Origin of the sequence: Maritalea myrionectae, assembly GCF_003433515.1 — a bacterium.
GTDB lineage: Bacteria > Pseudomonadota > Alphaproteobacteria > Rhizobiales > Devosiaceae > Maritalea > Maritalea myrionectae.
In genome coordinates this window covers 515578-534139 of the sequence record NZ_CP021330.1, presented here as the reverse complement: position 1 = coordinate 534139, position 18562 = coordinate 515578, and the positions used below count along the sequence as shown (strand labels likewise).

Annotated in this window: 25 protein-coding genes, 1 tRNA gene and 1 pseudogene; 13 read left to right on the top strand and 14 right to left on the bottom strand. The window is 52.9% G+C overall.

The features are described 5' to 3' along the window. Positions 1-301 precede the first annotated feature (301 nt). Positions 302-386: transfer RNA gene (locus tag MXMO3_RS02635), tRNA-Leu, on the bottom strand. Positions 387-519: 133 nt separating this feature from the next. Here MXMO3_RS02635 and MXMO3_RS02630 point away from each other — a divergent pair. Together MXMO3_RS02630 and MXMO3_RS02625 are read left to right on the top strand one after the other, a co-directional pair. Then, positions 520-1101 carry a YqaA family protein gene (locus MXMO3_RS02630; protein ID WP_027836019.1) on the top strand — a complete coding sequence of 194 codons (582 nt, stop codon included), beginning with the start codon at positions 520-522 and terminating at the stop codon, positions 1099-1101. Between the two features lie 11 nt (positions 1102-1112). Next, entirely contained in the window at positions 1113-1616 is a 504-nt protein-coding gene (locus tag MXMO3_RS02625) for a disulfide bond formation protein B (protein ID WP_162889104.1), read from the top strand. 36 nt (positions 1617-1652) lie between these two features. Here the strand turns inward: MXMO3_RS02625 and MXMO3_RS02620 are convergent, their stop codons facing one another. From MXMO3_RS02620 to MXMO3_RS02610, 3 genes are all read right to left on the bottom strand, one after another. Then, positions 1653-2210, bottom strand: a complete 558-nt coding sequence (locus MXMO3_RS02620) for an HNH endonuclease (RefSeq protein WP_027836018.1) — start codon at positions 2208-2210, stop codon at positions 1653-1655. Positions 2211-2332: 122 nt separating this feature from the next. After that, a complete protein-coding gene (locus MXMO3_RS02615; protein WP_117394849.1) occupies positions 2333-3013 on the bottom strand; it encodes an alpha/beta hydrolase in 681 nt (226 codons plus the stop codon). Continuing rightward, positions 3010-3657 carry a DNA-3-methyladenine glycosylase family protein gene (locus MXMO3_RS02610; protein ID WP_117394848.1) on the bottom strand — a complete coding sequence of 216 codons (648 nt, stop codon included), beginning with the start codon at positions 3655-3657 and terminating at the stop codon, positions 3010-3012. Before MXMO3_RS02610 ends, MXMO3_RS02615 begins: the two co-directional genes overlap by 4 nt. 49 nt (positions 3658-3706) lie before the next feature. Here MXMO3_RS02610 and gluQRS point away from each other — a divergent pair, with 49 nt between their 5' ends. Next, a complete protein-coding gene (gene gluQRS / locus MXMO3_RS02605) occupies positions 3707-4564 on the top strand; it encodes a tRNA glutamyl-Q(34) synthetase GluQRS (protein WP_117394847.1) in 858 nt (285 codons plus the stop codon). Between the two features lie 9 nt (positions 4565-4573). Here the strand turns inward: gluQRS and MXMO3_RS02600 are convergent, their stop codons facing one another. Continuing rightward, positions 4574-5560, bottom strand: coding sequence for an NAD-dependent epimerase/dehydratase family protein (locus tag MXMO3_RS02600; RefSeq protein WP_117394846.1), 987 nt, complete (start codon positions 5558-5560; stop codon positions 4574-4576). Positions 5561-5650: 90 nt separating this feature from the next. On the opposite strand from MXMO3_RS02600, the gene MXMO3_RS02595 reads away from it, so the two are divergent. From MXMO3_RS02595 to MXMO3_RS02580, 4 genes are read left to right on the top strand one after another with little or no spacing between them, the layout of a single operon-like run. After that, complete coding sequence (locus MXMO3_RS02595) at positions 5651-6559, top strand: LysR family transcriptional regulator (RefSeq protein WP_117394845.1); 909 nt, start codon at positions 5651-5653, stop codon at positions 6557-6559. Between the two features lie 15 nt (positions 6560-6574). After that, positions 6575-6769 carry a twin transmembrane helix small protein gene (locus MXMO3_RS02590; RefSeq protein WP_027836013.1) on the top strand — a complete coding sequence of 65 codons (195 nt, stop codon included), beginning with the start codon at positions 6575-6577 and terminating at the stop codon, positions 6767-6769. A 9-nt stretch (positions 6770-6778) separates the two neighbouring features. Further along, complete coding sequence (locus MXMO3_RS02585) at positions 6779-7354, top strand: cob(I)yrinic acid a,c-diamide adenosyltransferase (protein WP_117394844.1); 576 nt, start codon at positions 6779-6781, stop codon at positions 7352-7354. A gap of 28 nt (positions 7355-7382) precedes the next feature. Then, on the top strand, positions 7383-8063 hold the full coding sequence (locus MXMO3_RS02580) for a rhomboid family intramembrane serine protease (protein WP_162889103.1): 681 nt from the start codon (positions 7383-7385) through the stop codon (positions 8061-8063). 3 nt (positions 8064-8066) lie between these two features. Here the strand turns inward: MXMO3_RS02580 and MXMO3_RS02575 are convergent, their stop codons facing one another. From MXMO3_RS02575 to MXMO3_RS02555, 5 genes are all read right to left on the bottom strand, one after another. After that, positions 8067-8660: a TetR/AcrR family transcriptional regulator gene (locus tag MXMO3_RS02575; protein WP_117394842.1), complete on the bottom strand. Its 594-nt coding sequence runs from the start codon at positions 8658-8660 to the stop codon at positions 8067-8069. Continuing rightward, on the bottom strand, positions 8660-9262 hold the full coding sequence (locus MXMO3_RS02570; protein ID WP_117394841.1) for a GNAT family N-acetyltransferase: 603 nt from the start codon (positions 9260-9262) through the stop codon (positions 8660-8662). The genes MXMO3_RS02575 and MXMO3_RS02570 overlap by 1 nt, the downstream gene beginning before the upstream one ends. Beyond that, positions 9263-9856 (bottom strand): hypothetical protein, encoded by a 594-nt coding sequence (locus tag MXMO3_RS02565; protein WP_117394840.1) that lies wholly within the window; start codon positions 9854-9856, stop codon positions 9263-9265. Between the two features lie 193 nt (positions 9857-10049). Continuing rightward, positions 10050-10547, bottom strand: a complete 498-nt coding sequence (locus MXMO3_RS02560; protein ID WP_117394839.1) for an SRPBCC family protein — start codon at positions 10545-10547, stop codon at positions 10050-10052. After that, positions 10540-10887, bottom strand: a complete 348-nt coding sequence (locus MXMO3_RS02555; RefSeq protein WP_205468063.1) for an ArsR/SmtB family transcription factor — start codon at positions 10885-10887, stop codon at positions 10540-10542. Before MXMO3_RS02555 ends, MXMO3_RS02560 begins: the two co-directional genes overlap by 8 nt. Before the next feature lie 141 nt (positions 10888-11028). Here MXMO3_RS02555 and MXMO3_RS02550 point away from each other — a divergent pair, with 141 nt between their 5' ends. Both MXMO3_RS02550 and MXMO3_RS19015 read left to right on the top strand, forming a co-directional pair. Next, entirely contained in the window at positions 11029-11220 is a 192-nt protein-coding gene (locus MXMO3_RS02550; protein WP_036223394.1) for a hypothetical protein, read from the top strand. Between the two features lie 74 nt (positions 11221-11294). Continuing rightward, a complete protein-coding gene (locus tag MXMO3_RS19015) occupies positions 11295-11882 on the top strand; it encodes a sugar O-acetyltransferase (RefSeq protein ID WP_027836005.1) in 588 nt (195 codons plus the stop codon). Positions 11883-11885: 3 nt separating this feature from the next. On the opposite strand, the gene MXMO3_RS02540 is transcribed toward MXMO3_RS19015, so the two are convergent. Beyond that, on the bottom strand, positions 11886-12596 hold the full coding sequence (locus MXMO3_RS02540; protein WP_117394838.1) for a TlpA family protein disulfide reductase: 711 nt from the start codon (positions 12594-12596) through the stop codon (positions 11886-11888). A 23-nt stretch (positions 12597-12619) separates the two neighbouring features. On the opposite strand from MXMO3_RS02540, the gene argH reads away from it, so the two are divergent. Next, a complete protein-coding gene (gene argH, locus MXMO3_RS02535) occupies positions 12620-14005 on the top strand; it encodes an argininosuccinate lyase (protein ID WP_027836003.1) in 1386 nt (461 codons plus the stop codon). 12 nt (positions 14006-14017) lie between these two features. Next, the gene (gene lysA / locus MXMO3_RS02530; protein ID WP_117396685.1) at positions 14018-15280 is read left to right on the top strand and encodes a diaminopimelate decarboxylase; all 1263 of its coding nucleotides are present in this window, start codon (positions 14018-14020) and stop codon (positions 15278-15280) included. Between the two features lie 98 nt (positions 15281-15378). On the opposite strand, the gene MXMO3_RS02525 is transcribed toward lysA, so the two are convergent. From MXMO3_RS02525 to MXMO3_RS19085, 3 genes and pseudogenes are all read right to left on the bottom strand, one after another. Continuing rightward, positions 15379-15786 (bottom strand): response regulator, encoded by a 408-nt coding sequence (locus MXMO3_RS02525; RefSeq protein WP_027836001.1) that lies wholly within the window; start codon positions 15784-15786, stop codon positions 15379-15381. 36 nt (positions 15787-15822) lie between these two features. After that, positions 15823-16668: an NIL domain-containing protein gene (locus MXMO3_RS02520; protein ID WP_245985787.1), complete on the bottom strand. Its 846-nt coding sequence runs from the start codon at positions 16666-16668 to the stop codon at positions 15823-15825. Positions 16669-16728: 60 nt separating this feature from the next. Then, positions 16729-16827: pseudogene (locus MXMO3_RS19085) on the bottom strand (zinc-ribbon domain-containing protein); the annotation flags it as partial. A gap of 146 nt (positions 16828-16973) precedes the next feature. Here MXMO3_RS19085 and ftsE point away from each other — a divergent pair. Both ftsE and MXMO3_RS02510 read left to right on the top strand, forming a co-directional pair. Further along, positions 16974-17633, top strand: a complete 660-nt coding sequence (gene ftsE, locus MXMO3_RS02515; RefSeq protein WP_245985786.1) for a cell division ATP-binding protein FtsE — start codon at positions 16974-16976, stop codon at positions 17631-17633. Then, a complete protein-coding gene (locus tag MXMO3_RS02510) occupies positions 17626-18552 on the top strand; it encodes a cell division protein FtsX (protein WP_117394836.1) in 927 nt (308 codons plus the stop codon). Before ftsE ends, MXMO3_RS02510 begins: the two co-directional genes overlap by 8 nt. Positions 18553-18562: the final 10 nt, after the last annotated feature.

Here is an 18562-nt window from a genome sequence, read left to right as displayed (position 1 = left end):
CCCGCTGTTCATGTTTTTTGCATATGTTTTGATATGCACACGTTAAACAAGAAATGCGTGAGTTGAGTTTCGGTTCCATTTTCGCCAACACATTGTTTTGCGTAGGGCACCCAATTTCATCGGCGCTGTAGAACATATATCGTTGCCAAATCGGACAATAAGGGATCGGCGATGAACCTCACATGAAGGGAGGCAACAGATTTGCGGCGGCCCAAATTTCAAACAGCACAATTAAGGCTGCGACAATGGCCACAGACATTTCGGTCACTAGATTTTTTGGGAAGATCATCAAGAAAATATTTGGTGCGGGTGGAGGGAATCGAACCCCCACTCCCGAAGGAACGGGATTTTGAATCCCGCGCGTCTACCAGTTCCGCCACACCCGCACTAAGGTGATGGAGATGCGAAATATCGTAAAGTTTCGCCCCCGTCAATCACTGATTGACACTAATTTGAAACTGTTTACATCTAAACCCTCATTTTACCCGGGTTTGCGGGATAAATTTTTGGGAAATGCTTGTGATTAGAAAACTTTATGACTGGGTTTTGGCGCTGGGCGCGTCAAAGGATGCCCCCAAAGCGCTGGGCGCCATCTCATTTGCGGAAAGCTCATTCTTTCCGATTCCGCCAGACATTATGTTGATCCCCATGGTGCTTTCCAAACGCGAAAGCGCTTGGCGTTTTGCCCTTATTTGCACCATTACATCAGTTGTTGGTGGCCTGTTCGGCTATTTGATTGGGGCCTTTTTGCTGGAAGCTGTGGCCCAACCCATCCTCGAGTTTTATGGCTATTGGCACAAATTTGAACAGTTCCAGGAGGCCTTTAATGAATGGGGCTTGCTGATCGTTTTTGTGTTCGGGCTCACACCCTTCCCCTATAAGGTGATCACCATCGCCTCCGGGGCCACTGGCCTTAATCTGCCCATATTTATCCTGTCATCCATAGTGGCGCGCGGCCTGCGCTTTTTCATCGTCGCTGGACTTCTCTACTTCTTTGGTCCACCGATTAAGGAATTCATTGAGAAGCGCCTGGGGCTGATGTTCTTTTTAGGTTGCGCCCTGCTGGTGGGCGGCTTCGTGGCCGTGAAGTTTATGTTTTGATGGGGGACGAGATGAACTTTGATAATTTGAGCGTGAAGAGCCTGACCATTATCGGCTTTGGTCTTTCGGTGTTGACCATCCTCAGCGTCTATTTCTTCCAATATGTGATGAATTATCAGCCGTGCGAATTGTGCTATGCGCAACGCAACCCCTATTATATCGCCATTCCCATTTTGCTGCTGGCCCTGATCTTTTGGATCAAATTGTCCAAAATCATGGTGACCACTTTGGTCTCCGCCATGTTGCTGATCTTTTTGTGGAGCACTTATCAAGCCGGATATCATGCTGGGGTAGAATGGGGCTTTTGGCCCGGGCCCAACACATGTAGTGGCATGGGCGACGGCATTAGCCTGGATCAGTTGAGCAATATTGACGGATCACGCGTGGTGCCCTGCGATCGCGCCAGCGTGCGCTTTTTCGGCCTCAGCTTTGCCGGCATGAACACAATCGTGTCACTGGTGATTGCTGCCATCTTTGCGCTGGCAACCAAAAAGAGCGTGCAAAAAATCGCTTAAACGCGACAGCCACCGAACGGAGCAAAGGGGCCGATATTACGGCTCCAGCTCAATATCCCAATAAAGATAATCCATCCAACTTTCATGCAAATGGTTGGGTGGAAATTTGCGGCCATTGGCCTGCAAATCATAGGTCGAGGGCCGATAAGGCATTTGCGTTGGCCACATATTGATGTCTTTCGGCATCTTGTTGGCTTTGCGCAAATTGCAAGGCGAACAGGCCGTGACCACATTTTCCCACGTGGTACGCCCGCCGCGCGACCGCGGGATCAAATGATCAAAGGTCAAATCATCTCGGGAGTGGCAATATTGGCACTCAAAATGGTCACGCAAAAACACATTAAAGCGCGTGAACGCCGGGTTCCCCGTGGGCTTCACATAGGATTTGAGGCTAACCACGCTGGGCAATTGCATCTCAAAGCTGGGGCTTTTGACCACCCGATCATATTCAGAAACAATGTTAACCCGCTCAAGGCACACGGCCTTAATCGCGTCCTGCCACGACCACAAGGATAGTGGATAATAACTCAGGGGCCGATAATCAGCATTGAGTACCAGCGCCGGAAGAGATTCGGGTGACACATGCAGGGTCACGCCTTCCTCCTTAAAATGGAATCACTCAGTTAACTTGTATTAACTATTGTAGGCTGAACATGTCAGTTATGTGAAGCGTTTGTTCCATTTTTGCAAAATCGGCGCTGGCGCGTCGCAGCCAATTAGGCGCCCTTGCCCAAGTGCTGGCTTAAGAACGCTGCCGCAAACTCAAGCCCGTCCATTGAAATCCCATGGCCTGTGCCAGGACATTGCTTGAGACGCACGTCAAGACCTTGCGCTTCCAGCGCCGCAGCGGCATCAACACTGCCCGCGAGCGGCACCACCTCGTCCATTTCCCCATGCACCAAGCAAACAGGGGGCTTCGACTTAATCACCTCACCTGCCTGCTCGAGATCGATCATTTTGCCGGAGAACCCTAAAATACCCGCCAACGGTGTTTCAAACCGCAATCCGGTATAAAGCGCCATCATCGCCCCTTGGGAAAAGCCGCCCAGCAGCACATCACCCAGCTCCAAGCCCGCCTCTTCCGTGCGCGCCAATACAAAATCGCGAATGGCGGGATAGGCGCTTTCCGCACCGCCCCGATAATCGGTGTTCTTATTCCCGATCCGCTCCACCGCCAAGGGGAACCATTCATAGCCCATGGGGTTCATGCCGCACTGATGCGGTGCATTGGGCGAGAAGAACCCCACATGCGGAAAATCTTTAGTCCAATATTGGCCCAATCCGATCAAGTCTTGCCCATCCGATCCATAGCCATGCAGCAAAATCACAAGTTTTTTCGCCTTTTCGCCATTCGAGGGCGCAAGGGTCGGGCCGTTCAATTGGTGGGAAGAACTCATAAAACAATTCCTTCTTTATCTTTCAGCACGGCAAAATAGCGCCACATCAATCGTGAGGCTGCGCCGCGATAGGGCGACCAGATCTCGGTCAGCGCCCGCGTTTCTTTTTCTTTTGGCACATCTTCCAGCCCGTTTATATGCCCCACCATTTTTTGCAAGGCCAGATCGCCCGCGGGGAAAATATCTGGATGCCCCAAACAAAACAGCAAATAGATTTCTGCCGTCCATGGCCCAATGCCTTTAAGCTGGGTGAGTTGGTCAATGGCTTCGTCCGGGGGCAAATGCACCAACTGGTCGAATTGTAATGCACCCGACTGCTCTGCCTCGGCCACACCACAAAGGGTGCGGAACTTGCTGGCGGATAAGCCCGCCCCGCGCACCGATTCCTCCGGATGGGCCAAAAACTCGGCGGCACACACATTATCCATCAGCCCAGCGAACCGTCCCCAAATGGCAGACGCCGCCGCGACGGATACTTGTTGCCCGACCACAATTTTGGCCATTCCCTCAAACCCATCCGCCGACTCGCGCAATGGCACCTCTTCGCACTGGGCAATCACCGGCTCCAACCGGGGATCACATTGCGCCAGACCCTTTAAATGCACGTCCAAAACTTCTCGGCTTTTCAATCGTTCTTTATGCATGGCATGGGTCCGTGCTAGACAAAGATATTGTTCAACCCAGCTTTGCTCTATGACAACAAAAACACAACCCGTTTTGCGCTTCGCGCCCAGCCCGAATGGGCATTTGCATTTGGGCCATGCTTTTTCTGCGCTGCTGACCAACCGGATCGCCCATCAATTGGGCGGCCGCACTTTGCTGCGTATCGAAGATATTGATCAGGCGCGCTGCACACCAGAACTGTTGCAGCAAATGCTGGATGATTTGGACTGGATTGGTTTTGAACATGACGGCGAAGCCACAAAGCAATCGGACAATTTTGACCGCTACCGCACCGCCGCCGAAACGCTGAAGCAACGCGGGTTGCTCTATCCATGCTTTTGCAGCCGCAAGCAAATTCGGGAAAACGCTGACGCACGTACCGACCCGGATGGCGCGCCGATCTATCCCGGCACCTGCAGGCACTTATCAGCGGATGAGATCAGCGACAAGCTGGCGAAAAACATGCCCCATAGCTACCGGTTGAATATGCAAAAAGCACTGGCGCAAACCGGCACGCCCACCTGGATGGAAATGGAAGCCGACCTCAAAACCATCCATACGATCAATACCGACCCTATGGCATGGGGCGATGTGATTTTGGTGCGCAAGGATACACCCACATCTTATCATCTCAGCGTTGTGCTGGACGATGCTGTTCAACACATCAGCCATGTGACCCGAGGCAAAGACCTTTATTTCGCAACAGCTATTCACCGTGTGTTGCAAATAGTCTTGGATTTGCCCGAGCCGCTTTATCACCATCATGATTTGATCCGCGACGAGGCGGCGGAAAAATTGTCAAAATCAAAAAAGGCGCAAAGCCTGAAAGAGCTGCGCCAACAAGGCTGGAGCGCACAACAAGTGCGCGCCGCCATTGGAATGGATTGAGGCCACGTGTTAGGCCGCCAAGTTGGTCTTGAGTTTGGCCAACTCACTCTCGGGCAAAAGGCTGTAGGTGGTTTCGGCCACAGCCCGCTCAAACGGCGTGCCGAAATTTGGCCCTAAAATCGCGTCGAGTTTCGGGTCCACCAACTGATGAGGCTCCTGCCACAAATAACGCATCTTCACGATCTCGCGCATCATTGGATTGAACAAGGCCATGGTGTTGAACACCCACCACGGCAGTTGCACCACTTTAAAGCTGGTGGGCAGCGCCGCCTGAATGGTGGCGATCAATTGATCGCCCGTCACCCGATAGCCGGCGAAATGGAAATTCTCATAGGCGCCGAGCTGGTCGCGGTGCCCCGCAATCTTCTCAAACACCCGTCCCAAATCTGGCAAATAGGCCCAACTGTGCAAGGTTTTGCCATCGCAAATGCGGGTGATTTTGCCTTTGTTAAACTCACGCCCAATCGCCAAATCAAACCAACTGCCTGTCGCATCCGGTCCGAAAAAATCGCTGGCGCGAATGATCAGCACTTGGAAATTATGCGTGCGACCAGCGTCCACCATTTCCTGCTCCATCTGCACCCGAATTTCGCCTTTGTCCGTGGCCGGATGCTGCGGCAAGTCTGGCGTCAGCTTGTGATCTTTGGCGCCATAATTATAGATATTGCCTGCAAACAAGAGCGTTTTGCCACTGCCCTTCATCGCCTCGAGCACCACGCGATTGAGTTGCACAGCACCTTTCTCATCATCAGCCCACTTATCGTAAGGCAGGTTGAGCGCATGCACGACCACATCGGCGCCTTCCACCGCACGCTGCATATCTTTTAGATTGAAGGCGTCGCCTTCGACAAATTCAAATCCTTGAAATGGCGCCCGATTGGCGCGGCCAAACCCTTTCACCTGCCATCCCGCATCGATAAAGGCTTTGGCGGCGAACTGGCCAATCCGGCCATTAATGCCCAAAATTGCGACTGTTTGATTGCTGTTGTCTGTCATGATCTTGATCCCTTCATTGCTGATGGACCTAAGATGGTATATTCATATTCAAATGAAAATTTACTGAAACTGCATTTGAGATATTCAAATATGAATACCCATACAATCGAACCGGATTGGTTTTTGTGGCGATCCTTTCTCGCGGTGATGGAAGAGGGTTCGCTTTCCGCCGCGGCGCGAAAGCTAGGCGCGTCACAGCCCACCATTGGCCGCCATATTGAAGAATTGGAAACCAGCCTCAATGTGGTTTTGTTCGACCGTACGGGCCGCGGCTTAAACCCCACCCAACTCGCGCATCAAATGGTCAACACTGTGCGCAGCGCCAAATCATCACTCGCCGAAGCGCAGCTCATGGCCAGCGGCAGCACCCAATTGCTGGATGGCACCGTGCGCATCACCGCCTCGCAAATATTATCCCATCACATCTTGCCCGGCATTTTGAAAAAGGCGCGCCAAACCTATCCGACAATTCAATTGGAAATGGTGCCCTCCGATTCGGCAGAAAATCTTTTGCTGCGCGAGGCCGACATCGCCATCCGCATGTTCCGCCCCAGCCAGTTGGATGTGGTGGCGAAAAAGATTGGCATGGTGCCGCTATGCGCCTGCGCCCACCAATCCTATCTCGATCTCCATGGCACCCCCACCACGCCGGACGAATTGTTTGGCCATGAATTGCTGGGGCTCGATCGGCAGGAAGACATCATCAAAGTGGCCCGCATGATCGGCTTTGATCTCAAGCGGGAAGATTTCGCCATCCGCACCGACAGCCAGACCGCCATCTGGCAAATGGCCATGCAAGGATTGGGCATTTCATTCGCACAAGCCAGCTTGATTGATGCGACCCCGGGCATGGCGCGTTTGGTGCCTCAGCTCAAAATTCCGCCCATGGAAATGTGGCTCGCCGCCCATAAGGATGTGCACCGCGCAAAGCGCATCCGCGTCATTTATGACCTATTGGCGGAGGCACTTATCCCCTATACTGACGCCCAAATCAGTTAAAGAAAAAGTTGTCTTATGGATCAAGCACTCAACTATCTCATTTTCGCGGCCATCGCCGTGGTCGCCCTCATTCTTGGCGCTGGCCTGATTAATATGTTCCGCGGCGGCAACCCGAATCTCAGCCAAAAGCTGATGCGCGCGCGGGTGATTGCCCAAGCCGTAGCGCTGTTGCTTTTGTTTATCGCCGCGTTCTTCTTTGCACCCAAATAGGAGGCAGACATGGTCAAGCTCAACAAGATTTACACCAAAACTGGCGATGATGGCACGACGGGCCTTGTGGTTGGCCCCCGCCGCCCAAAATATGATCTGCGCGTCGCGGCCTATGGCACCGTGGATGAGGCCAACTCAACCCTTGGGCTGGTGCGGCTAAACTGCAAGGATCATGAAAAAATTGATGCCGTGTTGCTGCGCGTTCAAAATGATTTATTCGATTTGGGCTCCGATCTGGCCACCCCGGATACGGGGGAGGATCTTGGCTTTGAGCCGCTGCGCATTATAGAAAGCCAGACCATTTGGCTTGAAGAAACAATTGACGACTTCAATGCACATCTGGAGCCCATAAAAAGCTTCACGCTGCCTGGCGGGTCGGCTTTGGCAGCACATTTGCATTTGGCCCGCACTGTGGTGCGCCGTGCCGAGCGCGACGCTACCGAGCTAAAAGCACAAGAAGCTGATGTGAACGCGCAAGCGATTAAATATCTCAATCGGCTCTCAGATTTATTGTTTGTGTTGTCGCGCATTGCCAATGATAATGGCAAATCTGATATTTTGTGGACACCGGGCAAGCACCGCTGATCCACGCCAAAAGAAAAGCGAAGCGTTTATGTTTTTGCCCCTTTATGACCAAAACCCCAAACGCTTCGTCATCAAACCCTATGTCAATTACGCGCTGATTTTGCTGACCACCTTTCTGTTCACCATCCAATATCTATTGCCGGTAAATGCAGAAAATTATGTGATCGCCACCTTTGGCATGGTGCCCTATTGGTTGTCCGACGCTCGCATCGACCAAATCCCGTTTATTCCCGATGAGTTCACCTTCGTCACCTACGCATTTCTGCACGGCGACTGGCTGCACCTCTTATCGAACATGCTGTTTTTGTGGGTCTTTGGCGACAATATTGAAGATGCCCTAGGGCATTTCCGCTATTTGCTGTTTTATCTTTTGTGTGCGGCAGGCGGCGGCGCGCTGCACTATTTCGTTTATCAAGACGATTTGTCGCCCTTGGTTGGGGCATCCGGCGCCGTGGCCGGGGTCATCGGCGCTTATATCCTGCTCTACCCCAAAGTGCGCGTTTATGTATTGGCGCGGATCATCATTCCGCTGCCTTTACCCATCCCCGCGCTTTGGGTGCTGGGCGCTTGGATCGCCATGCAAATCTTTTATGTGATCTTGCCGCAAACAAACGCGGTGGCGTGGTGGGCGCATATTGGCGGCGTCATCGCCGGCATGCTGCTGGTGCTGTTGTTCAAACGGCCGGAAGTGCGCCTATTTCAAAGCTAGGCGCTAAAGCCCGGCCCCATCCAGCAAATACCCCATATTGGTTTGGACCTGCCGATACATTTTCGTATCCCAATTGAACAGGGCCCCCAATACATTGGACCCCTCAAACAACGACATCAGGCCAAAGGCAATATCCGACGCCGGGGCAGTGGATTGCCCACGGGTGGACAGTGCCTGCTCAATCATTTCGGTCAGAATGCACCGAAACTCGACAAAAAAACCATGGACCATTTTCCGCGCCGCCTCATTGCGGCCAGCATAGGAATAAAACTCCAACCCGATGGCGACAAAGATTTTATTTTCGCTCAGCATTTCTTCGGTCTGGTCCACCCAGTCGGTCAGAATTGTTCGAAAATCTCCCTTGGTCAGCCGTAAATGCTGCAACACATCCATATTCTGTTCAAAGAACCGTTTCATCAGCGCCGCGATCAAATCATCCTTGCTCTTGAAATAGAGATAGATGGTCGCCTTACTCACGCCAGCGGCCAGCGCCACCTCTTCCAACCGAGCAGACTGTAACCCATTCCGCGCGAACACCAACATGGCAGCATCCAGTATTTGGGGAATCCGTTTTGCACTCATATTCGGGCGGGGCATCAATCTTCCTCATCAAGCGATTTGGTCATCACAACATATTCAACGCCATCATCCTCATAGCGTGCAACCACCTGATACCCCATATGATGATAAATCGCCACATTTTGCGGGTTACCAGTTTCCAGCGCCACGCTTGCCGGCCGATCAACCTGATCATAAGCGGCGTCGAACAAGCGGCGGGCCAGCCCCTGGCCGCGCACATTTTCATCAACCGCCACAAACTCAATCACCAGATCAGCATGTGCGCTATAGGTCTCAAGCCGCATTTGCTCATGGCGCATCACATTGAGCGGCACGCTTGGGCCCAATGCAATGCATTGTTGAGCGAACCATATCAGCAAAAATTGCCAATCCGGCGGCTTGTTGCCGAAGCTGACAATATTGCTGCCAACCAACTCGCCATCTTTCACTGCAACCAACACTTGTGACACCGGCCAATGCTTTAAGGTCAAGTCGAACCATTTTGTCATCCGCCTAACCGCATTGTCATCATTGGCATTGACCATTGCGCGCATCGCCGCATCTTGAGCGAAGGCCCGCGCGAGAAAGCGGGCCAATTCCTGCCGTCGGTTGCCCGACCATTTTTGAATTTCAATCGACATTTACCGCTCCGGCTGAAAAGGCGCTTCTTTGACCAAATGACCCAGCAACAATTTGAGCGCCAATAGGGGCAACAACCAATTCAAGTTGGGCAGCGCCAAAAGCGGGACAAACGACAACAGAATAAACAAAGTCGCCACACCAAAGGCCACGGGACGTTGCAAATAAAGCGGGGTGAACAGAATGATCAAGGTGCCTAGCACCAAGGCACCTGCCGCGATACCAAAGAACGCGACCGGATTGTCGGCGAACAACCACGCGGCCACCCCCAAATGCAGCATGTGCGCACAAATAAACAAGAAATGCTGTCCCTTGCCATGCCCCGCGCGGTGATACCAGCGCTTCGCCGCAGAGGTGGCGTTGGTGACGATGCCGCCGCCAATGTCGAGCGCCAACACTACCACAAATGCCCACTGCCAAATTGTAGTGTCTGGCGTGGCGCCCTGCCAAAACAACGCCACAAGCGCAACAGCGATGACCGCGCCCAACCCAAGTTGCACCACTTCTTCAGCATTGGTGGCGCCGGGGCCAACAAATTTATCCCAGCTGCCTGAAAGCCCATCTCGAGGTGCCGGTGGTTCCCAATCTATACGCATGTTTCACGCTTTCTATAATAACTGACGAGTCAGTCATAATAGAAATGCCTTATTTTGACAAGCGGTTTTTTGAACGCCGTGAAAAGTCCTCCAACAATGCCGATGCACCTAAGAAGAATGAAACCTGCTTCTGCTGAATAAAAAAAGGCGCACCGAAGCGCGCCTTACATTCATCACAACGACCAGACTGAATTTAGCCGTTTTGCAACTCGTCCAAAATTTGGTCGATGATTTTGTAACCTGAGCCCCAACCATTATCCATGCCGCGCATCATTTTGGCGAAGGTCTCGTTTTCCTCTGGCGTCGCATCCATCGGCACCTGCACCAAGGTCACCTTGGTTTTACCACCCGCCTCTTCAAAGGTTACCGTGGTGTGCAGCACTTTTGGCCAATTGGGCATCATCGGGTTGGACACAATATTCCAATCCTTATCCGCGGAACAATGATGCCAAACGATCTTTTCCTCGGGCGCCACCTCTTGGAATTTCATCACCGAATGATCGGACTTTTCGCCCATCACCATCTCATTGCGCCATTCACCGCCGGGCTTGAGATCAAAGTGATGAATTTTCGTTTCGATATTGGGTCCGTACCAGCGGGCCAATAATTCGGGATCGGTCCACGCTTTCCACACCAATGATCTTGGCGCGTTGAACTCTCTTTCAAATACATATTCTGCTGGATTACTCATCCTGCCCTCCCTTTGGTTCGGCTTGAAGCTTCACCAGCAGCTCATCAAGCTGATCAAAACTGTCTCCCCAAAACCGTTTAAAATAATTCATCCATTCCACAGCCTCAGCCATCGGCTCCGCCTTCAAGCGTGCCGGACGCCGCTGCTCGTCAATGGCCCGCTCAACCAACCCTGCTTTTTCCAAAACTTTCAAATGTTTTGAAATCGCAGGCTGACTAATTTTAAAAGGCGCAGCCAACTCCCCAACCGAAGCTTCCCCCTCGGCCAACCGTGTAAGCATTGCGCGTCGCGTCGGGTCCGCCAAGGCCGCAAAAACGGCATCCAAATTCTGCGCACCCATTTCATAACCAACTTGTTCCATAACCATATAGTTATAGAAAAGATTTGATTTGTCAATGGCCGGATTTGGGGCGGTGTTAAGTTCCTGTTAAGCCTGACTTGCGACAATAGCCGCGACTGAAAAGCTAGGAAGGCACTTCAGATGAATATGTCATTGGTGACACAGGTCGTCGCCCAACAATCAGCTCAGCGCCAGGAACAAGCGCAAATGCTCATGGTGAAAGCGGCAAACGACATGCAAAAAGCCATGATCAACATGCTGGATCAAGGCTTGGCAAACGCCAAAGCCATGCCCGCTCCGGGCACAGGCACCATCGTCGACAAATCTGCCTAATTTCTGACTAGCCAAATCATCAAAAGCCCCGTAAAAATTGGCGAATAAAACCAATTTAAAACCTATGGCTTTTTATGACCCGCTCCGATAAAGAACGTATGCTTGCCGGGGAACCAACCCTGTCCGGCGATCCCGAATTACTCGAAATTGCCGCCCGCGCCCGCCGCGCCTGCCATGCGTTCAATTTTGCTCACCCCGATGATGAAACCCGCATGGATCATTTGCGCCCCATCTTTGGCGAAATCGGTGATCCGGTGTGGATTGAGCCCCCTTTTTACATCGACTTCGGCGAGCTCGCCAAAATCGGCAGCAAGGTCTTTATCAACACCAATTGCTCGATTTTGGACGGCGGCGGTGTCACCATTGGCGACGATGTGTTGATTGCTCCCAATGTGCAAATCATGGCGGCCGGACATCCGATCAAGGCCAGCGAGCGCATGGTTTATCCTTTTGAAGATGAGCCCGAGCGGATGAATTTCGTCAATTTGGCTGGCCCCATCAAAATCGGCAATGGCTGCTGGATCGGGGCAGGCGCCATCATCTTGCCCAACGTCACCATCGGTGATCGTGCAGTCATCGGCGCGGGGGCGGTTGTCACCAAAGATGTGCCTGCCGACAGCTTGGCCGTCGGCAATCCAGCACGTGTGATCAAACAGATTTAGCGCCTAGCTTTTATCGGCAAGTTCAAGCGCCGTCTCGACGAACGCCTTCGCATCCTCACCATGCCAGGCGGCAGGTCCGGCCAAAACGCCCCATTCGCAGCCATCCGGCCCCAAGATCAGTGTGGCGGGCAAGCCCAACGCCACACCGCGCTTTTTCAACACTTCAAACGCGTCGAATGTCGGGTCGCGATGCAGTGGTAATTGGCTGAGATTTTCCTCTTCCATAAACTTTTGTGCTTTGGCTAGGCCATCATCGCCAATATCGAGATTGATGGTGGCGACGGTGAACCCTTTATTGCCATAATCCACTTGCAACGCTTCCAGCTCCGGCATCTCCGCCCGGCACGGCGCGCACCAGGTAGCCCAGAAATTAACCAACGTCACATTGCCCTCAAAGGCGCTGAAGCCAACCTCATCACCATTTTCATGAATAAAGCTGATTTCATCATAACGCGCGCCTTTAGCGGTAACCTGCACAGCGGCCAGATCGCCAATTGCTTTTTCATCCAGCGCCGTCTGCACCTCAGGATTTGCGTCGCACGAATTGGCGACAGCCGTACCATTTCCGCCCTTGTTCCCATTGCTAACCCACACACCGACCGCTATAGCTACGACAATTGCAGTGATTGCGCCGATACCAATGCCCTTTTTGCGCACAGGTTTGGCACCATTATCGCGATCATTGCCGTTTGGATTTGATGGTTGAGAGGACATGAGTTCTCCTAAAAGAGGGTACAATGAGCAACAAAATGTGGGGTGGCCGTTTTGCCACCGGTCCAGATGCGATCATGGAAGAAATTAACGCCTCCATCGACTATGACAAGCGCTTCCACACCCAAGATATTGCAGGCTCAAAAGCCCATGCGGAAATGTTGGCCAGTGTCGGCATCCTTACTCAAGAAGATAAAGATGCAATCCTATCTGGTCTAGATCAGGTGAGTGACGAAATTGCCGCAGGCACGTTCACTTTTTCGCGCGCACTCGAAGATATTCACATGAATGTGGAAGCGCGGCTGAAAGAAATCATCGGCGAACCCGCTGGTCGCCTACACACAGCCCGCTCACGCAACGACCAGGTCGCGACAGATTTTAAACTCTATGTGCGCGATTGCCTCGACACTTTTGTGACCCAGATCCAAACCTTGCAGCTGGCCATGGTCGAGCGCGCCGAAGAACATGCAGATAGCGTGATGCCCGGCTTCACCCATTTGCAGAGCGCCCAACCAGTGACGTTCGGTCATCATATGATGGCCTATGTGGAAATGCTTGGCCGCGATGTCGGCCGTTTCCAGGATTCGCGCAAACGCCTCAATGAAAGCCCCTTGGGCTGTGCCGCACTGGCGGGCACCTCGTTCCCCATTGACCGCGACATGACGGCCAAAGCCCTGGGCTTTGATCGCCCCACCGCCAATTCACTGGACGCTGTGTCAGACCGCGACTTTGTGCTGGAATCCTTAAGCGCGGCCAGCCTGTGCGCCATGCACCTTTCGCGTCTATCGGAAGAATTGGTGATCTGGTCCACCGCCCAGTTCGGCTTTGTTCGCTTGTCCGATAAATTCTCAACCGGTTCTTCCATCATGCCGCAAAAGCGCAACCCGGACGCAGCCGAACTGATCCGCGCCAAAATTGGCCGCATCTCTGGCGCCTTGGTGTCGCTGATGACCGTGATGAAAGGCCTACCGCTTGCTTATTCAAAAGATATGCAAGAGGACAAGGAAGTCACCTTTGATGCGTTTGACAGCCTGTCCCTCGCCTTGGCCGCGATGACGGGCATGATCAAGGATTTGAAAGTGAATAAGGACGCCATGAGCAACGCCGCGGGCGCTGGCTTTGCCACGGCCACCGATTTGGCCGACTGGTTGGTGCGCGAGGCCAATGTGCCGTTTCGCGACGCCCACCATATCACTGGCTCAGCCGTGGCACGGGCGGAAGAAAAAGGCTGCGACTTGGCAGGCCTCACGATTGAGGATTTTAAAGAAATCGACGAGCGCATCGACGCCCGTGTGTTCAAAGTGTTGACCGTGCAGGATTCGGTGAAAAGCCGCACCTCGTTCGGGGGCACATCACCTGCCAATGTTAAAGCCGCCGCCGCCGTTTGGCGCGACCGTCTCACCAGCGCATAAGGGCAAATTATGGTGCACCATTTTCAATATCGTCACGGCGAACTTTATGCCGAAGATGTGGCCATCGCTGACATTGCGTCAGAAGTGGGCACGCCTTTCTATCTTTATTCCCGTGCGACATTCACCCGCCATATCAAAGTGATGCAGGAGGCCTTTGCCGACCGCCCTACCCTTGTTGCCTATGCGGTGAAAGCCAACTCCAATCAGGCCATTTTAAAACTGGTGGCAAGTCTTGGCGCGGGCGCTGACGTGGTTTCCCTTGGCGAACTAATGCGCGCCGAGCGTGCAGGCATTCCTTCGGACAAAATTGTCTTTTCAGGCGTCGCCAAAACCCACGAAGAAATCGCTTACGCGCTCAATATGGGCATCAAATGCTTTAACGCCGAGAGCGAACCAGAACTGCTGCGCATCAATGAGGTGGCAAAATCGCTGGGCAAAATTGCCCCGGTCTCGGTGCGCATCAACCCGAATGTAGACGCGAAAACCCATGCCAAAATCTCAACCGGCAAAGCGGAAAACAAATTCGGCATCCCGTTTGAACGCGCCAATGAAGTCTATCAAACCATCGCCGAATGCGATCATTTGAAGGCTGTCGGCATCGATATGCATATCGGCTCACAAATCACCGATCTGGAACCATTCGATAATGCGTTCAAACTGATGGCAGAACTCGTCGAGAAGCTGGGCAACGCTGGCCACAAAATCGAGCATATCGATGTTGGGGGCGGCCTGGGCATTCCTTACGATAATTCCAATCAAGTGCCGCCAGAGCCTATGGCCTACGCCCAGATCGTGCGCAAAAATCTAAACCATCTGGATTGTGAAATCGTGCTGGAGCCGGGCCGCATGGTCGCGGGCAATGCGGGCATTTTCATCACCAAGGTGGAATATGTGAAAGAAGGCGCCGAACGGCAATTTGTAATTGTCGATGCCGGCATGAACGATCTGCTGCGTCCAACGCTTTATGAAAGCTATCACACGGTGCAACCGGTGAAGGAAGACGCCAAACTGCAAGAACGCATGGGCGATGTCGTCGGTCCAGTGTGCGAAACCGGCGACTATATCGCCAAGGGCCGCCATCTGCCGCATGTGGAAGAAGGCGATCTGCTCGCGGTGATGAGCGCGGGCGCCTATGGTGCCGTCATGTCAGGCACCTACAACACGCGGCCCCTATGTGCCGAAGTGATGGTGGATGGCGATCAGTTCCATATCATCCGCCCCCGCCAAACCTATGAGGATCTGATTGGCCAGGATTCCGTACCGGATTGGCTTTAAAAAAATTGGCCCCGCACTGCGGGGCCTTTCAACTTAAGCGGTAAATGCACGTAAAAATCCCGTGCTGGAATGTCCATCCACCAAATACCAAAAATGATTTACGCTTCTAGCTGCTGCGCCAGCGTGATTGTTTCGGCTTCACGACCATCAAGCGCTTCCTTCACCTTTGCCCGGATATCGGCCAGTGTGAAGGGTTTTGGCACCACATCGTGCACCAATGCATCGAGCCCATGCGCCCGTTCGCGTTGATCAGCAAAGCCAGTCATCAGCAAAATGGTTACATCTGGAAATTGATCTGCCACACGCAAGGCGAGCGCAATCCCGTCCATCACCGGCATTTTGATATCTGAGAGCAACAGGTCAAAATTGCCTTCATGTTCGAGCATCGCCTCAGCCGCAAGGCCGCCATCCTCAGTAGCCAGCACAGCATGACCATCCATCTCAAGCGCCCGGGCCACAAACCCACGTACACTCGGATCATCTTCCGCCAACAAAATCCGTGCCATTACCCAATACTCCTTACCCACGTCCCAGTTGTATTTCTAGTTAGAGGCATTTGAACTCGTCGATTGCCAATCTAGAAACGATAGCTTTACACGTCGCACATCATTGGGTGGGGAAAGCAATTGAGTTGAAAACTCAAACGATCCACCAGCCTCTAAGACGGATACGCCCGGCGTCATGTTCCATTCGTAAATGACTGTTTTGTCATCTCTAACCAGCGCCACCCTAATAGGAGGTAAATACGCAATCTTGCTGGTCACATTTTGGATGTCGCCTGTTACATTTAAGACTTCATGCCCGTCTTTCCATGACCGGATTGTACGCACATTTGCGAAATCAAGTCCAACAACATTCACATTTGTGCCAAAAAGCCTATACAGGCTGGCCATTTCCGGATAAAGGCGAACCACTTCAACCCGGAATGAAAAAAGCCCCAAAAGAATGGCTGCACTCAGGGCTAAACAGCTTGTGGTGATCAGTCGACGCGTACGCGCCATCGGCAATCCGCGCGCAATATCCCGGTGCCGCTTCGCCACCCGCCGCGCCCGCTTCATACGGTCGATTCGCGTCCGGCGTCTTGTTGCATAAGACGCTGATTCTATTGCACTATCTTCGCCGTATCCAAAGGAGGACTCATCGGATTTATCCGCATTGCCTCCGGCATCACCTTTGGACTTAGATTTGCCCCCACTCGCGTCCAATTCCTCAAGCTCGCGATCCATCGCAGTCTCGTCGAGATCGCTATTGACATTATCGGCGCTTTGCGGGTCATTCTCCGCCGCATCACCTTTTTGTGTCTTCTCGGTGCGTTTGATGGGGGCCAGCCCCTCTTCCTGCATCGCATCATCAAGCAACCGGGCAAAATCGTCCGAATCATCTGCCAATTCAACTTCGCGTACCAGGGGCCTTTTGGGCGCTGGAGGCGTCTGCATGGCGCGCCAGGATTCGGCGCACTTCGCACACTGTACCACCCGGCCAGTCTCACCAATCGCCTGATCGGCCACCTCATATTCGGCGTTACAATTTGGACATACAATAATCATTGCTACTCGGGGACACTTCTTCCAACATGCGAGCCCCATCTTAAACTGGAGAATCTTAACACTCCGAAAAAACCGGGCTAGCTTTCGCCCAAACAATGCTTCATCACTGCTAAAATGAATGCGAATGAGTGATTCGGGAGTTGCCAGTGATCGAATTTGATAATGTGGGGCTGCATTACGGCACAGGTCCAGAGATCCTAAGAAATCTCAATTTCAAAATTGACCCCGGGTCCTTCCATTTTCTGACAGGCCCCTCCGGCGCCGGCAAAACCTCTTTGCTGCGGCTATTATTGCTGTCCTTGCGGCCCACCTCTGGCAAACTCACCATGTTTGACAAGGATGTGGCCGGCCTCGACAAAGAAGCCATGATGGCCATGCGCCAGCATATCGGGATCGTATTTCAAGAATTTCGCTTGCTGGAACATCTCACCACATTTGAAAATGTTGCCCTGCCCCTGGCCGTGCGCGGCGAGCCCGAAGCCTCTTACCGCTCAAATGTGCAGGAATTGCTGGATTGGGTGGGCCTTGGCCACCAAATCAATGCCCGACCAGAATTGCTTTCCGGTGGCGAAAAACAACGCGCTGCCATCGCCCGCGCCGTGATTGCCAAGCCCGAACTTTTGTTGGCAGATGAACCCACCGGCAATGTTGATCCTGAATTGGCAGAGCGGCTGTTGCACCTGTTTGTCGAGTTAAACCGAATGGGCACCACCATCATTTTGGCCACACACGAGCTGCACCTTCTAGATCAATTCCGTTTCCCCAGACTGCAATTGCAAGATGGCGAGGTGAGCATTCATGATTGATCAATTTCTAAACCGCAATCGCAGTGAAATCTCGGTCGTGCCCCGTTCCTCAATTGCCGGGCGCACATTGGCATTGCTGGTCGCCATCATGACCTTTTTGAGCTGCGTCACATTTGGTGCCGTCTATATGGTGCAAAATTCAGCCGTCGCATGGTCGTCCGAAGTGGGCCGCGAAATCACCATTCAGCTCCAGCCTGTTCAAGGCGATGAGATGACATCAAATGTGCGCACGGCCATCAGCCTGGCGCTCGATAGCCCCGGTGTCGGCAGCGCCAAAGAACTCACGATTGAAGACAGTGAACGGCTGTTGGCCCCATGGCTGGGCGATGAGTTTGACCTGGAAGGGTTCGATTTGCCACGCCTTGTCGTCGTGCATTTGTCAGACCCCCGCGCATTTGACCGGGCCAGCTTGGAGGAAAAGCTGAACCAATCGCTGCCGGACGCCACAATTGATTCCCATAAGCCCTGGCAACAAAAGCTCAACGCCATGTCCGGCACCATTGTTTTCTCCGGCCTGTTGGCGCTGATGCTCATTATGGCCGCCACCATTCTGGCGGTGATCTTCGCCACAAATGGTGCCATGGCCTCTAACCGTGAAATCGTGGACGTGTTGCACTTTATCGGCGCGTCCGACCGATATATTGCCGGCGCCTTCCAATCGCGTTTCTTTGCCATTGGCCTGCAAGGGGGCATTGTGGGTGGCGCAGCGGCCCTTGTCTTTTTCATCCTTGCCGGGATCATTACCAACTATTTATTGCCCAGCCAAAATGCAGAACAAGTCGAGCTCTTGTTCGGACAATTTTCATTGGGTTGGCTCGGCATTATCGGGCTCATTATCGTGGTGGCCATCATCGCCGGGCTGACAAGCATCACATCGCGCATTACAGTACACCGGTTTTTGGCGCAGGTTGCGCCTTAGCCCCTTTGTT

What these genes read in the sequence shown, in the direction of transcription:
- MXMO3_RS02625 (WP_162889104.1), top strand. Translation starts at nt 1,113, where the DNA reads ATGAACTTTGATAATTTGAGCGTGAAGAGCCTGACCATTATCGGCTTT.
- MXMO3_RS02615 (WP_117394849.1), bottom strand. Translation starts at nt 3,013, where the DNA reads ATGAGTTCTTCCCACCAATTGAACGGCCCGACCCTTGCGCCCTCGAAT.
- MXMO3_RS02610 (WP_117394848.1), bottom strand. Translation starts at nt 3,657, where the DNA reads ATGCATAAAGAACGATTGAAAAGCCGAGAAGTTTTGGACGTGCATTTA.
- gluQRS (WP_117394847.1), top strand. Translation starts at nt 3,707, where the DNA reads ATGACAACAAAAACACAACCCGTTTTGCGCTTCGCGCCCAGCCCGAAT.
- MXMO3_RS02600 (WP_117394846.1), bottom strand. Translation starts at nt 5,560, where the DNA reads ATGACAGACAACAGCAATCAAACAGTCGCAATTTTGGGCATTAATGGC.
- MXMO3_RS02595 (WP_117394845.1), top strand. Translation starts at nt 5,651, where the DNA reads ATGAATACCCATACAATCGAACCGGATTGGTTTTTGTGGCGATCCTTT.
- MXMO3_RS02590 (WP_027836013.1), top strand. Translation starts at nt 6,575, where the DNA reads ATGGATCAAGCACTCAACTATCTCATTTTCGCGGCCATCGCCGTGGTC.
- MXMO3_RS02585 (WP_117394844.1), top strand. Translation starts at nt 6,779, where the DNA reads ATGGTCAAGCTCAACAAGATTTACACCAAAACTGGCGATGATGGCACG.
- MXMO3_RS02580 (WP_162889103.1), top strand. Translation starts at nt 7,383, where the DNA reads ATGTTTTTGCCCCTTTATGACCAAAACCCCAAACGCTTCGTCATCAAA.
- MXMO3_RS02575 (WP_117394842.1), bottom strand. Translation starts at nt 8,660, where the DNA reads ATGCCCCGCCCGAATATGAGTGCAAAACGGATTCCCCAAATACTGGAT.
- MXMO3_RS02570 (WP_117394841.1), bottom strand. Translation starts at nt 9,262, where the DNA reads ATGTCGATTGAAATTCAAAAATGGTCGGGCAACCGACGGCAGGAATTG.
- MXMO3_RS02565 (WP_117394840.1), bottom strand. Translation starts at nt 9,856, where the DNA reads ATGCGTATAGATTGGGAACCACCGGCACCTCGAGATGGGCTTTCAGGC.
- MXMO3_RS02560 (WP_117394839.1), bottom strand. Translation starts at nt 10,547, where the DNA reads ATGAGTAATCCAGCAGAATATGTATTTGAAAGAGAGTTCAACGCGCCA.
- MXMO3_RS02555 (WP_205468063.1), bottom strand. Translation starts at nt 10,887, where the DNA reads ATGGGTGCGCAGAATTTGGATGCCGTTTTTGCGGCCTTGGCGGACCCG.
- MXMO3_RS02550 (WP_036223394.1), top strand. Translation starts at nt 11,029, where the DNA reads ATGAATATGTCATTGGTGACACAGGTCGTCGCCCAACAATCAGCTCAG.
- MXMO3_RS19015 (WP_027836005.1), top strand. Translation starts at nt 11,295, where the DNA reads ATGACCCGCTCCGATAAAGAACGTATGCTTGCCGGGGAACCAACCCTG.
- MXMO3_RS02540 (WP_117394838.1), bottom strand. Translation starts at nt 12,596, where the DNA reads ATGTCCTCTCAACCATCAAATCCAAACGGCAATGATCGCGATAATGGT.
- argH (WP_027836003.1), top strand. Translation starts at nt 12,620, where the DNA reads ATGAGCAACAAAATGTGGGGTGGCCGTTTTGCCACCGGTCCAGATGCG.
- MXMO3_RS02525 (WP_027836001.1), bottom strand. Translation starts at nt 15,786, where the DNA reads ATGGCACGGATTTTGTTGGCGGAAGATGATCCGAGTGTACGTGGGTTT.
- MXMO3_RS02510 (WP_117394836.1), top strand. Translation starts at nt 17,626, where the DNA reads ATGATTGATCAATTTCTAAACCGCAATCGCAGTGAAATCTCGGTCGTG.